Genomic DNA, 13,320 nt, shown 5'->3' with positions numbered 1-13,320 from the left:
GTTGTGTCTAGCTTGGCTAGGTGCACAGACAAAAAAAAGAAGCTTTCCATTAATGGAAAGCTTCTTCTTAATCGTTCATATGATGCGGTCGAGAGGACTCGAACCTCCACGGGCATACGCCCACTACCCCCTCAAGATAGCGTGTCTGCCATTCCACCACGACCGCATGTCGTAAATAATCGGCAACAGAACTGATTATACCGAGTTCAGAACTAAAAGTAAAGTTTTTTTTAATACTTCTTTTTCAGCTAGGTATTTTCCTTAAAAACGCATATTCTCGTCATGTTTATCCATGAACTGCATATTATTTAATTTTATCCCCTCTTTTCCCCCTTGAACTGATTTTGTTGATTCATTTATATAACATTAAAAGTTAATTAAAATAACACAAAATTTAGATTTAGATTCTATACATTAAATTTTACTGATACTATTGACAAAAAGCGGACATTTATGGGATGATAACTATCATATAATTCGGATTTTCAAACATAAAACAAACAAAAAGGAATATAAATGTTACTTTAAGTGACATTTAACGAACACAGGAGGCGAATGATTGTGAACCGTGGGAATAAGCTGCTCGATTATGTCAAACTGCTTGATTCCTCTATTCAGGTTGGAGGGTTCACCCATTCCTTCGGCATGGATATCCATATCAGGGAGGGTACCATTCGTAATGCTGAAGATCTCGAATCATTCATGCGTTGTCAGTTGCATCCCAGCATCGTTCGTCTTGAAGGCATGGCCATCAAAGGCATCTATACCGCAGCAGATCACAAGGATGCATGGCGGATGGCTCTGATCGACAAGCTCGTCCATGTTCAGCGAACCCCTGGAGATCTCAGAGAACAAGCTGCCGCCATGGGTAAACGATTGATCAGACTCGCACGCGCTCTGCACCCCTGGATTGAGTTCAGCCAGCTCGAACAGATCTTTGCCAAATACGATTCGGTCGGCTGCCTCTCCACTGTTCACGCCTGGATTAACCACCACCTCGACATCCCGGTCGAGGAGGCGGTCCTTGGTTACCTGCATTCAGCCATGAATGCCTGCATAACCGAAGCCTCCAAAGTCATCCCCCTGAACAACGATACAACCAAGGATCTGATGGTCCGCCTGGCCACAGATCTGGAGAATGAATGGAAGACCGTCAGCGCCTCGGCTGCGGATGGACTGGCACAGCCAACCTCGATGTCCATGAAATCGTTTTTCCCCAGTTTCCATATGCTTGGAGCTGGACTTCATGCCTACAGGGCCTAATCCCCTTCCTTCTCATACCTGCTCCCCTTCATTCAGACAAACCAAAAAACACGCGGCAACCTCCTTGCCGACGTGTTTTTTGTCATTTTATTTGTTTTATTTACGTATTTACGCCATTTATGATCACAAAATACACTTTTTTCCGTCTTTTTTAATTGTTAGATGACGAATTTACGTATATAATGAAACATACAGCTCGCATTTCTATATATTCTACATGAAGAAAGGGCGGCTGAATACTACATTCTAACCAGGGGTGAACCCTTTTGAACAAGAAAAAACCAGTTACTCCGTTCGGATGGGCCATCAAACGACGGCTAACCGAACTTCAAGTGGACCAGAAGACCTTTTGTGAACAGCATGGCATCCCACCCTATCGTTTATCCAATCTTATTCACGGCACACGCAAAGCAACCCGATTCAGGCACCTGGTCGCTGATATTTTGGATATTCCAGATGAACTGAGATAAGATTTCTGCCAAAGGAGGGTCCCATCATGAGACATGTTACATCCGATCTGGAGAGGCTGTCGTTCCAGTCCATCCGTCACCAGCTCATTATCGTTGATCACAATTGGATTATCCAAAGTTGTAACCGTGCCTGGCAACAGGGACTCGGTCAATGCTCACCAAACCCGGATACACACAGTAGTCATAAACATTACTTGCATCTGACGGAAGCCTGGGCAATACGAGGCAAGAACACTAACATGGCACTTGTCGCACAGAATTTGAAAGAACGCGGAATACCCTTTAATCGAAATCATACATATGACATCTGCGTGTATACTGTATACAACGAAAAGAGGTGGTTTCGTGTAGAACTCACCCCTCTATCTTATGCAAATTCAATTCTGGATACCGATCTCGCTTTGATTGCACACATGGATATTACCGAACAGAGAAAGACAGAACACCAATTAAAGAAGGCATTGTCTGAAGTGCGCACCTTGCGAGGACTGCTGCCTATTTGCGCAGTCTGCAAACAAATCAAGGACGAAGAGGAACACTGGAACTCCGTTGAGAGTTATCTGGAGAAGCATACCCACGCTGAATTCACCCATGACATCTGCCCGGAATGCATCCGGCGGTTATATCCGAAATACTCCAATATCCTGGACAAGCGTTCCTGAAACCTCTCTCCACTCGCCACACTAACTAAAATTACACGGAGAGATGATGTTCAAACTGCGACATATCCAGTTCTTGCGGTGTCCCATGCAGGGTTATGGTTCCTTTGTCCATGATATAGATGTAATCTGCGGCACTTCGTACAAAATCAATACTCTGCTCTACCAGCAGAACCGAGAGGTTCCCCTGTGCCTTAAGCTGCAAAATAACCTGTCGAATGTCCTCCACGATAGAAGGCTGGATGCCTTCTGTCGGCTCATCAAGTAGCAACAACCCCGGACGCGAAGCCAATGCTCGGGCGAATGCCAACTGTTGCTGCTGTCCACCACTCAGATCCCCGCCCTGCCGTCCATACATCGTAGCAAGCACTGGAAACATCGCCAGCACATCCTCCGGGAACGTTTTTACTCCCGGCGCACTTGTCTCCAGACCGAGCAATAAATTTTCTTTCACCGTAAGCTGCGGGAAAATCTCCCGCCCTTGCGGTACATAACCGATCCCCGCCCTTGCCCGCTTGGCTGTGTCCAAGGTGGATAACTCCTGATTTTGCCACTGAATACTACCCTTGCGTGTTTTGAGCAGCCCCATTAATGTTTTCATCAACGTTGTTTTCCCTACACCGTTACGGCCCATCAGACACACCACCTGTCCAGGCTGTATATCCAGGTTCACACCACGAAGCACATTGCTTTCCCCGTAGCCGGATTCAATTCGTTGCAGTGACAGCATGGTCATCCCTCCTTTTGCCCAGATACACTTCTGCCACTTTCGGGTCTGCCTGTATCTCTGCCATCGTACCTTCCTTCAGCAGTTTCCCTTCATGCATTACCGTCACCTTGGCTGCGAACTCTCGTACAAACTCCATATCATGCTCCACCACCACAACCGAGCGTTCACGCGCAATCTCTTGCAGAAGCCGCCCGGTCTTGTGTGTTTCTTCATCCGTCATGCCTGCGGCCGGTTCGTCCAGCAACAACACCCGCGGCTCCTGCAGAAGCAGCATGCCAATCTCCAGCCACTGCTTCTCCCCATGCGATAACGCACCTGCACGAGCATCAACGCGGTCTTGCAGACCAATCTGGAGGGTAACATGCTCCATGGCAGCACTCATCTTCCCATAGCGACGAATACCGATGGCTTGCAAAGGGGAACGGCGAGTCTCCGCCGCCAGCGTCAGATTCTCCTGTACCGTCAGACCCGCAAAGATCGATGGCGCCTGGAATTTGCGTCCCACACCTTTGCGAACAATCTGGTGCTCCTTCAGTCGTGTTAATTCCGTACCATCGGCCATCTTCACCGAGCCGGACATGGGTTTTGTTTTGCCGCATATCACATCCAGCATCGTTGTTTTCCCTGCGCCATTGGGTCCGATCAGAAAATGCAGGTCATGTTCATGCAGCTTCAGATTCATGCCTTTGACAGCAACGAACCCACCAAAGGCTACGGTAATGTCCTCGGCTACCAACACCGCTGACTCCTCAGTAGACTTTAGGTTTTTCCCGAGTGACTTGGACATGCGCACTCTCTCCTCTCCGCTTCAGCAAGCGAACAACATGACGATATACACCTACAATACCGTTTGGCATGAACAAAACTACTGTTACAAAGAGTCCGCCAATGACGAACAGCCACCCTTCGGGATAAGCCTCGCTTATGCCTGTTTTGCCTGCATTCAGCACTACCGCTCCGATGACCGCTCCAATAAGCGTACCGCGACCACCCAATGCAACCCACAGGACCATCTCAATGGAGGGCACAATCCCCATCATCGATGGCGAGATAATACCCACCTGAAGAACAAACAACATGCCCGCGATGCCTGCAAGCGCACCGGAAAAAGCAAAAGCCAGCGTTTTATATCCTGCCGGATCATATCCAAGGAATCGCACCCGATTCTCTCCATCACGCGCAGCTTCGAGCACTTGGCCGAACCGACTGTTCACCATTCGACGACAGAGCACATACGCGATCACCAGAACAGCAAGCGTTATATAGTAGAGAACTATTGTTGTTCCAGCGGAATGAAGTGTAAAACCAAAGATTGAATTATATCCGGTAATGCCATTTGTTCCACCCGTCCATTCCTGTTTACCAACAAACAATGTTACCGTAATGAGAACCAAGGCCTGAGTCAGGATGGTAAAATAAACACCGGTGATCCGGTTACGGAACGTAAACCAGCCCAGGGCTAAGGCGAGCAATGCCGGAAGGGCTATCCCCAATAACAGCGCCACGGGGAAAGAGCGAAATGGTTCCCAGAACCACGGCAGACCACTGAGACCACTCCATCCCATAAAATCAGGAAGCGTGGCTCCACTGGCCTGAAGCTTCAGATACATCGCCATCGCGTATCCACCCAGACCAAAGAACACCCCATGCCCAAGACTCAGCACACCCCCATATCCCCAGATTAGATCGAGACCAATGGCCAGAATCGCCAGCGCCAAAAACTTGGCTAACAGACTCAGACGAAACTCCGTGGAGATTAGTGGAGCAAGACACATCATGATGAGTACAACCGCCCAGATGATCCTCATTTTGAGACTGCCAGTCTTGAGTAATGCCGACATGAACTAACCCCCTTTTTCACGTTAATCGAGACTCCGTGTACGTATTGCGACCAAGCCGCGTGGTTTCCATTGCAGGAAAGCAACAATACATACAAACACAAGCACCTTGCCAATGGAGGCCGAGGTATAGGTTTCGAACAGCGTATTGAACATGCCGATCCCCAGTGCACCACACACGGTTCCGACCAATTTCCCCACGCCACCCAGAACAACCACCATGAACGCATCCACAATATAATACGTACCAAGCGAAGGACCAATTGGACCAATGAGCGTTAATGCACAGCCAGCAATTCCGGCAATGCCCGAACCAATGGCAAAGGTCATGCCATCTACCCGCCTTGTCGAAATTCCCAAACAGCCCGCCATGCTCCGATTCTGCATCACAGCCCTCATTCGTCTTCCGGAAGATGTTCGGTAGATGTAGAGATACATACACAGCAGCACAACCGCAACCAGTGCGATAATGAAAATTCGTTTATACGGAAATACAATACCATCCGAGATCGCCAATCCCCCATTGAGCCAAGCCGGACTGGATACTCCCACATTTGGTGCTCCGAATATTGTGCGGGCCAGTTGTTGCAGCATCATGCCTACACCCCATGTCGCAAGCAGACTGTCCAGCGGCCTGCCATACAGATGCCTGATCAGCACCACTTCAAGCAACCAGCCAATCATAGCCGCTACAATGAACGCAATCGGCAGAGCCACAACAAAGTAGGCACCAAACCACGCTGCTGGAGCATAGGACATGAACAGATTTTGTGTTACATACGTTGCATATGCACCAATCATGATCAGTTCACCGTGAGCCATATTGATGACATTCATCAGCCCAAACGTTACTGCAAGCCCCAATGCAATCAACAACAGAATTGAACTGATACTCAGACCGTTGAACATCTGCAGGATAAACATCTCCATCGCTATCCCCTCCTCCATACCGTGACTCTCGATATTTCACATGACCTCAATTAGCGGCAGCAACATTTTTAACATCACAGTAACGCTTTACCGTGATGCGGTGAGAGGATGTGTTGTCACACCCTCGTTTATGTTTCGGCTGCTTCGAAGCGAGTTGCCTGTTTTATTGCGAGGTTTCTATGTTATTTAGCGCTGAGGGAAGCTCCCCATTCATACGTTTTCAGATAAGGGTCCGGCTTGACAGGCTCACCAGAATTCCATAATTCCTTGAACTGCCCATCTTCCTGCACCTCACCGATCCGTACGGTTTTGTAGATATGCTGATTCTCTCCATCCACGGTTACCTTCCCTTCCGGGGCATCAAACTCCAGACCCTTGGCAGCTTCCTTCACCTTCTCCACGTCGGTTGATCCTGCTTTTTCCACCGCCGCCTTCCAGAGATAAACCGCCACATATCCCGCTTCAATCGGATCAGCTGTCACTCGATCAGCACCGTATTTTTCTTTATACTTGGCAACAAATGTAGCATTTTCAGGTGTATCGGTTGTCTGATAATAATTCCACGAAGCCAGATGCCCTTTCAATACGTCTGCGCCAATACCACGGATCTCTTCCTCCGCCACACTTACCGAGAGGGTCGTCATCTGATCCGAGGAGATTCCGGCATCCTTCAATTGTTTGAAGAAGGCCACATTGCTATCTCCGTTCAGCGTATTGTATACAATATCCGGCTTCGCAGCTTTGATTTTGCTAATGATGGTACTGTAATCGGTATGGCCCAGCGGTGTGTATTCCTCACCCACTACTTCGCCACCTTCTGCTGCGAGTTGTGCCTTAATGACCTGATTGGCCGTTTTTGGGAATACATAATCTGAACCGAGCAGATAAAACGTCTTGCCCCTGTTCTCCAGCAACCAGGTTACGGATGGAACGATCTGCTGATTGGTTGTTGCTCCTGTATAAAAAATATTTGGCGACGATTCCAATCCCTCATATTGCACCGGGTAAAACAATAGACCTTTATTCTGTTCGAACACCGGGAGCATAGCCTTCCGACTTGCAGAGGTCCATCCGCCAAATACAGCAGCGACCTTATCCTGTTGCAGTAACTTCCCAGCCTTCTCCGCAAAAGTAGGCCAATCCGAAGCGCCATCCTCAACTACAGGCTCAATCTGTTTACCCAAAACTCCGCCCGCGGCGTTGATCTCTTCAATGGCAAGCATCTCCGCATCTTTAACAGATACCTCACTGATCGCCATCGTTCCGCTGAGAGAGTGAAGAATGCCAACTTTAATCGGTTCACCGGATGCAGCCGGCTCTCCTGTACCACCTGAACCCGAAGCTTCAGGCGGCGCAGCGCCCTCCACACATCCTGTCATCACGATGACCGCACCGAGCAAAACACTCCATAACTTGACCGACCTCTTCTTCAATAGCCTACACTCCCTTTTTTTAGTCTATTGACGAACATTAAGGTCATTTGCGTCCGAAATGTTCGTTGATCCAAATTATGGAGTGTTACATTCTCCATGTCAATATAGCTTACATAATTTTATTTCATGCCTACTCGTTTCATGCATAGTGCTAATAAGCTTTGAAGCTTATTGACAAAGGATTCACCCTGTGTGAGTATATTTAACATATAACATGATCCATGAACATATCAGACATTATAAGCGAAAGGTCGGATTGCCTTGCACTGGACTGAGCAGGAAAAGGAAAAACTCCTGATTACCGTGGCCGCTAACCTCGCCCGTGAACGAAGAGCACGCGGACTCAAGTTGAATGTTCCCGAAGCCATCGCCTTGTTGACCTCCGAACTTATGGAACGAGCACGGGATGGAATGAGTGTTGCCGAATTAATGAGATACGGAGGTACCATCCTGACACGTGAAGACTGTATGGATGGTGTTCCCGATATGATTCCTGAAGTACAGGTAGAAGCCACATTTCCTGACGGTACAAAACTGGTTACCGTACATGAACCTATACGCTGAGAAAGGTAGGAGAAACCATGATTCCTGGTGAATACCGTTTGAAGCCAGATGACGACATCATCTGTCATCCGGATCGTTTAACCCTACGACTCATTGTCCTTAACCGCGGCGACCGCCCCGTCCAGGTGGGCTCTCACGTTCACTTCTATGAAGTTAATGCAGCACTGGACTTTGATCGCACCTCAGCTTTTGGACATCGTCTGCATATTCCGGCAGGCACCGCAGTTCGCTTCGAACCCGGTGAAGAGAAACCTGTTGAACTCACAACCTTTGGCGGCAAACGCCAGATTCACGGATTCAACGGATTAACCGAAGGGTCTGCGGATCAAGCTCCTGATCCACAGAAACTGGAGACATTCCTGAAGATGTTCTCCCCTCCCATACAAGATGGAGGTGAACCTTCATGAAACGAATGAGCCGTGAACAATACGCGTCGATGTTTGGACCAACAACCGGTGATGCCGTAAGACTTGCGGATACCGAACTATGGGCAGAGATTGAACATGATTATGCCGTATATGGAGATGAGAGCAAGTTCGGGGGCGGCAAGGTTATCCGCGACGGGATGGGGCAGTCTACCACTGCCCTGCGAAGTGACGGCACTCCTGATACGGTTATCACCAACGCTATCATTATCGATCATTGGGGCATTGTGAAAGCGGATATCGGCATTCGGGATGGTCACATCTGCGCCATTGGCAAATCCGGTAACCCAGATACAATGGATGGTGTTCTTCCCGCACTGGTTATCGGTGCTTCCACCGAAATCATCGCTGGTGAAGGCATGATTGTAACCGCCGGCGGCATTGATACCCATATTCACTTCATCTGCCCACAGCAGATTCAGACTGCGTTATCCTCCGGGGTCACGACCATGATCGGCGGCGGAACAGGACCAGCAACAGGAACCAAAGCCACCACCTGCACACCAGGAGCTTGGCACATACATCGGATGTTAGAATCGGCAGAGGCTTTTCCCATGAACATCGGTTACCTTGGCAAAGGCAACAGTTCCAGCACCGCACCTTTGATCGAACAGATTGAAGCGGGTGTAATCGGTCTGAAGCTGCATGAGGATTGGGGCACTACCCCGAGTGCTATCGATGCCTGCTTGACTGCCGCCGGGGAACATGATATTCAAGTCGCTATCCATACCGATACACTGAATGAAACCGGATTTCTCGAAAACACGCTGGCTGCGATCAACGGCCGGACGATCCACACGTACCATACGGAAGGCGCTGGTGGCGGACACGCACCGGATATTATCCGGGCCGCTGGGGAGTCCTACGTTATCCCCTCATCAACCAACCCAACACGACCATACACACGCAACACTGTAGAAGAGCATCTCGATATGTTGATGGTGTGTCATCACCTGGACCCTTCCATCCCGGAAGATGTCGCTTTTGCGGATTCGCGGATTCGTCCCGAAACAATCGCAGCCGAAGACATTTTGCATGATCTTGGCGTGTTCAGCATCATCAGTTCCGATTCACAGGCCATGGGCCGAGTGGGCGAAGTCATTATCCGCACCTGGCAGACAGCCGACAAAATGAAAAAACAGCGCGGCAAACTTGAGCTCAACCCGAATTCCCCCTCCGATAACGATCGGATCAAGCGATATGTCGCCAAATATACCATCAATCCAGCTATCGCTCATGGAATCGGACACCTTGTGGGTTCGGTGGAAGTTGGAAAGCTGGCAGATCTAATCATATGGAAACCAGCTTACTTCGGTGTTAAACCCGAGATTGTCATCAAAGGTGGCATGATCACATTCGCCCAGATGGGTGATCCCAATGCGTCCATCCCGACACCTCAGCCGGTATTTGGCAGACCGATGTTCGGAGCTTATGGTAGCGCCATTGCCAGCGGATCGATCACCTTTGTCTCCCAAGCCGCAGCAGATGCGGGGATCAAAGAGTCATTGGGCCTGAAAAAACGGGTTGAACCCGTCAAAGGCTGCCGCTCGGTCAGCAAAAAAGACATGATTCACAACGACGTCACCCCTGTCATTGAAGTCGATCCCGAAACCTATGAGGTACGTGCCGACGGCGAGCTTCTCACCTGCGAACCCGCAGACGAGTTACCTATGGCACAGCGGTACTTTATGTTTTGACAGGAATACGGATTAGCTGATAAGGGGGCACTCATGATGAACAGTGGCACGAAGCTACTCCGTTACGTTCAGCTGCTGGATTCGGCCCTGCCCATCGGTGGTTTCTCCCATTCCTTCGGTCTGGAGGCTTATACGCATGATGGCACCGTGCAAAATACCGCCCAGCTTGAACAGTTTATTCGCAGCCAGCTTCATTCCAGTCTTGTCCGACTAGATGGTCTTGCCATCAAAGGCGTCTATCAGGCGATAAAACAGCAAGATGCCGCTCTACTTGCCCTGTATGATAAACGTGTCCACGCCCAGCGCTCCCCTCGGGAACTCCGGGAAAGCGGCCACAAAATGGGAAAGCGACTGCTCAAGCTGGCCCGTTCACTCTATCCATGGATGGACTTTTCCCTAATTGATGAGGCCATCCGGGAACACGGCGCGTATTGCGGCATCACGACCATTCACGGTTATATCAACTATCAATTGGAGATTGGATTGGATGAAGCCGTTACCGGGCATCTGTATACCTCAGTGAACGCTTATGTGAACAGCGCACTTCGCCTGCTGCCCATTGGACAAACCGAAGCGCAGATGTTGATTCAGAAGCTGCTTGATGATATCGAAGCGGAATGGGCGCTCATGCGGGACAATGACCCGGAGGATATGCACAGCTTCGGAATTGCCCAGGAAATCTACGCCATGCGGCATGAGACCTTACCCGCGCGGCTGTTTATGTCTTAACTACAACTTTTATCTAAATTAGGAGGAATTGTTATGTGTGGAGGAGCTAATCATACGCATCATCCGGAGTGGGAACGCAAGGCATTTGATCGGAGTCGTCCGATGAGAATTGGAATTGGCGGACCGGTAGGTTCAGGTAAAACAGCCCTTGTGGAGAAGCTGTCCAAGGCACTGCGTACACGTTATAGTCTTGCTGTCATCACAAATGACATATACACCAAGGAAGATGCCGAAATCTTGCTGCGTCAGAATGCATTGGCACCAGAGCGTATTATCGGCGTAGAGACAGGTGGATGCCCGCACACGGCTATTCGCGAGGACGCCTCCATGAATTTTGAAGCGGTTGACGAGTTAATTGAACGTTTCCCGGATCTGCAACTGATCTTCATCGAGAGCGGCGGCGACAATCTCTCCGCTGCATTCAGTCCGGAACTGGCTGATGTGTTCATCTACATTATTGACGTTGCCCAAGGAGAGAAACTCCCTCGCAAAGGCGGTCCCGGCATCACGCGTTCAGATCTGCTGTTAATCAACAAAACAGACCTCGCCCCTTACGTTGGAGCAAGCCTGGAAGTTATGAAAAATGATACCGAACGGGTACGCGAAGGCCGCCCTTATGTCATGTCTAATCTAATGAGCGGTGAAGGTGTATCCGAGATTGTCCATTGGCTCGAACATCAATATATGGATGACGATGCTTCCGCTGCACATCTGCATTCACACAGCCATGAACATGGCACTCACTCGCATTAATGCATCTTCTGTCCCCACGGGAACAGAGATAAATGGGAATGAAAGTGCAGGTGCGCCCGTCACACGCCGCAGTGAGCTTCGGGCCACCTTTGCCTTTCAAGGCGACCGGACGGTCATGACTGATCGTTATTACAGCGCACCGCTCCGGTTTAGCCGATCCTTTCGACCTCCCGGAGGTGGAACCGAATTATGTGTGTACACGTCAGACGTCTCTCCCGGAGTCCTGAACGGGGATCATTATCATTCCGAGTGGGAATTAGGGGTAGGCACCCATGTCATGCTGAGCAGCACATCCGCTACCAGACTTCATCCTACACCTTCCATTCCCTCATCCGTTAATCATCACTTTCGATTGGGAAAAGGGGCCACGCTGGAATACTTCCCTGAATGCGTCATCCCTTTCAAGGGAAGTTCTTCTTCACTCGCTGTAACCTTCGAGCTGGAAGAACAGGCAATCCTGGCTTATGCAGATATCTGGTCTGCCGGACGGATTCATCGGGGAGAGGCGTTCCAATTCGAGCGTTACCGCAGCTTGACGGAGATATGGCAAGGAGAGCAACTGGCTGTCTGGGATCGATTCGGACTCGAACCGGATACCGATGATCCCAAACACTCAGCATCTCTCCTTCACTATACGCATACCGCTGCGTTATGGATGATCGCCCCGGGGCTTGGTACTGCGGAGTTGGAGCAAGTCAGATCCACTCTGCCACCCGATGGACGAATGCTCGCAGGTGCAAGTTTGCTGGCAACAGGTGGCATCGGCGTTCGACTCCTTGGCATGGCAGCCTGGGAACTTCAGGAGCAGTGTCTTCAGATCTGGAACACACTCCGCCCCCACCTGCTGGGCAAAGAAACTCTTGTCTTTCGTAAATAAGGACATAAAACATGCACGGTTAATACAAAAAACCTCTGAACTGTCTCCGAGTGTGTTCGGATGAGTCCAGAGGTTTTTGTACATTCAGTCTATGGATGCTGCTCATATCACTTACGCTTCGTTTTCCTCAGAATTGTTCTCTGATTTGTTCTCTGGTTTATAGCGATAGTCGCCTGCATCCTTGCTTTCCTTGGATTTGCGGTAACGGGTGAACTCAATATATTCGCTGATAAAAGACTGTTCCACAGTCGATAATTCACTTTCCTGGCAATTCAATTGCCGCAAAACGTCAAAAAAATAATCCTCCCGTTTTTCCCGAACCATCGCTTCCTTCGATGGACGTCCAATCATGAGCCAGTCGAGGCTCACGTCAAAAAACGAAGCAATTTCAATTAATTTATTCGTACTCGGAATAGACTTGCCACGTTTCCAGTCACCCAGATTGCCTGTGCTAATCTTCAGCTGTTGACAGAAAGCCTTCTTGGTCATTCCTCGTTCGGCAATCAGGTGTTCAATTCGCTCATAGATCGACTGCATACAAGAACCGCCTTCCAACCGTAATAATCAACTCATCTGCTTGAATTATACCACATTATTCCTGAATGCTCAGCCTTTATATGCCTGGAATAGGATGAGGTATATCGTATAACACAAAGATAGACTCCCATGAATGATCATGAAAGTCTATCTTATAACGTTGTTGCTGTGATGCGGTCGAGAGGACTCGAACCTCCACGGGTATACACCCACTACCCCCTCAAGATAGCGTGTCTGCCATTCCACCACGACCGCATATTCAATTGTAAAAATGGTGAGCCATGAAGGGCTCGAACCTTCGACACCCTGATTAAAAGTCAGGTGCTCTACCAACTGAGCTAATGGCTCTTGCTGTAAACTTCACCGGATGTGCCATGCTTCGTTCTTGTCTATAAGAGCAATGAATTTGAGGATT

At 49.3% G+C, this 13,320-nt stretch carries 15 protein-coding genes and 3 tRNA genes; 9 read left to right on the top strand and 9 right to left on the bottom strand.

Going from position 1 to position 13,320, the window contains the following annotated elements:
* Positions 1-83: 83 nt before the first annotated feature.
* Positions 84-166 (bottom strand) — tRNA-Leu (locus tag J7E78_RS22715).
* A gap of 395 nt (positions 167-561) precedes the next feature.
* Here J7E78_RS22715 and J7E78_RS22710 point away from each other — a divergent pair.
* The 3 genes from J7E78_RS22710 (at position 562) to J7E78_RS22700 (ending at position 2,395) form a co-directional block, all read left to right on the top strand.
* Complete coding sequence (locus J7E78_RS22710; RefSeq protein WP_215078302.1) at positions 562-1,263, top strand: urease accessory protein UreF; 702 nt, start codon at positions 562-564, stop codon at positions 1,261-1,263.
* Positions 1,264-1,529: 266 nt separating this feature from the next.
* Entirely contained in the window at positions 1,530-1,733 is a 204-nt protein-coding gene (locus tag J7E78_RS22705) for a hypothetical protein (protein WP_017690011.1), read from the top strand.
* Positions 1,734-1,759: 26 nt separating this feature from the next.
* Positions 1,760-2,395 carry a nitrogen regulation protein NR(II) gene (locus J7E78_RS22700; protein WP_215078301.1) on the top strand — a complete coding sequence of 212 codons (636 nt, stop codon included), beginning with the start codon at positions 1,760-1,762 and terminating at the stop codon, positions 2,393-2,395.
* A gap of 31 nt (positions 2,396-2,426) precedes the next feature.
* Here J7E78_RS22700 and urtE read toward each other — a convergent pair whose 3' ends face one another.
* The 5 genes from urtE to urtA all read right to left on the bottom strand — a co-directional run bounded on the left by urtE (position 2,427) and on the right by urtA (position 7,323).
* Complete coding sequence (gene urtE, locus J7E78_RS22695) at positions 2,427-3,122, bottom strand: urea ABC transporter ATP-binding subunit UrtE (protein ID WP_215078300.1); 696 nt, start codon at positions 3,120-3,122, stop codon at positions 2,427-2,429.
* Complete coding sequence (urtD, locus tag J7E78_RS22690; protein WP_215078299.1) at positions 3,100-3,909, bottom strand: urea ABC transporter ATP-binding protein UrtD; 810 nt, start codon at positions 3,907-3,909, stop codon at positions 3,100-3,102. The genes urtE and urtD overlap by 23 nt, the downstream gene beginning before the upstream one ends.
* Complete coding sequence (gene urtC, locus J7E78_RS22685; RefSeq protein ID WP_215078298.1) at positions 3,872-4,963, bottom strand: urea ABC transporter permease subunit UrtC; 1,092 nt, start codon at positions 4,961-4,963, stop codon at positions 3,872-3,874. Before urtC ends, urtD begins: the two co-directional genes overlap by 38 nt.
* Positions 4,964-4,984: 21 nt before the next feature.
* On the bottom strand, positions 4,985-5,890 hold the full coding sequence (gene urtB / locus J7E78_RS22680; protein WP_215078297.1) for an urea ABC transporter permease subunit UrtB: 906 nt from the start codon (positions 5,888-5,890) through the stop codon (positions 4,985-4,987).
* Between the two features lie 182 nt (positions 5,891-6,072).
* Positions 6,073-7,323, bottom strand: a complete 1,251-nt coding sequence (urtA, locus tag J7E78_RS22675; RefSeq protein WP_215078296.1) for an urea ABC transporter substrate-binding protein — start codon at positions 7,321-7,323, stop codon at positions 6,073-6,075.
* A gap of 261 nt (positions 7,324-7,584) precedes the next feature.
* On the opposite strand from urtA, the gene J7E78_RS22670 reads away from it, so the two are divergent.
* From J7E78_RS22670 to J7E78_RS22645, 6 genes are read left to right on the top strand one after another with little or no spacing between them, the layout of a single operon-like run.
* Complete coding sequence (locus J7E78_RS22670) at positions 7,585-7,887, top strand: urease subunit gamma (protein WP_076209470.1); 303 nt, start codon at positions 7,585-7,587, stop codon at positions 7,885-7,887.
* Between the two features lie 17 nt (positions 7,888-7,904).
* A complete protein-coding gene (locus J7E78_RS22665) occupies positions 7,905-8,294 on the top strand; it encodes an urease subunit beta (protein WP_215078295.1) in 390 nt (129 codons plus the stop codon).
* Positions 8,291-10,009, top strand: a complete 1,719-nt coding sequence (ureC, locus tag J7E78_RS22660; RefSeq protein ID WP_215078294.1) for an urease subunit alpha — start codon at positions 8,291-8,293, stop codon at positions 10,007-10,009. Before J7E78_RS22665 ends, ureC begins: the two co-directional genes overlap by 4 nt.
* Before the next feature lie 33 nt (positions 10,010-10,042).
* A complete protein-coding gene (locus J7E78_RS22655) occupies positions 10,043-10,738 on the top strand; it encodes an urease accessory protein UreF (RefSeq protein ID WP_215078293.1) in 696 nt (231 codons plus the stop codon).
* A 33-nt stretch (positions 10,739-10,771) separates the two neighbouring features.
* Positions 10,772-11,491 carry an urease accessory protein UreG gene (gene ureG / locus J7E78_RS22650; RefSeq protein WP_017690021.1) on the top strand — a complete coding sequence of 240 codons (720 nt, stop codon included), beginning with the start codon at positions 10,772-10,774 and terminating at the stop codon, positions 11,489-11,491.
* Positions 11,397-12,368, top strand: coding sequence for an urease accessory protein UreD (locus tag J7E78_RS22645; protein WP_215078292.1), 972 nt, complete (start codon positions 11,397-11,399; stop codon positions 12,366-12,368). The genes ureG and J7E78_RS22645 overlap by 95 nt, the downstream gene beginning before the upstream one ends.
* Positions 12,369-12,479: 111 nt before the next feature.
* On the opposite strand, the gene J7E78_RS22640 is transcribed toward J7E78_RS22645, so the two are convergent.
* The 3 genes from J7E78_RS22640 to J7E78_RS22630 form a co-directional block, all read right to left on the bottom strand.
* Positions 12,480-12,905: a helix-turn-helix domain-containing protein gene (locus tag J7E78_RS22640; RefSeq protein WP_215078291.1), complete on the bottom strand. Its 426-nt coding sequence runs from the start codon at positions 12,903-12,905 to the stop codon at positions 12,480-12,482.
* A 172-nt stretch (positions 12,906-13,077) separates the two neighbouring features.
* Positions 13,078-13,160: transfer RNA gene (locus J7E78_RS22635), tRNA-Leu, on the bottom strand.
* 17 nt (positions 13,161-13,177) lie between these two features.
* Positions 13,178-13,253: transfer RNA gene (locus tag J7E78_RS22630), tRNA-Lys, on the bottom strand.
* Positions 13,254-13,320 lie beyond the last annotated feature (67 nt).

Source organism: Paenibacillus polymyxa, assembly GCF_018614975.1.
Lineage (GTDB): Bacteria > Bacillota > Bacilli > Paenibacillales > Paenibacillaceae > Paenibacillus > Paenibacillus polymyxa_E.
The sequence above is the reverse complement of the archived record's forward strand: the minus strand, read 5'-3'. Positions and strand labels throughout refer to the sequence as shown.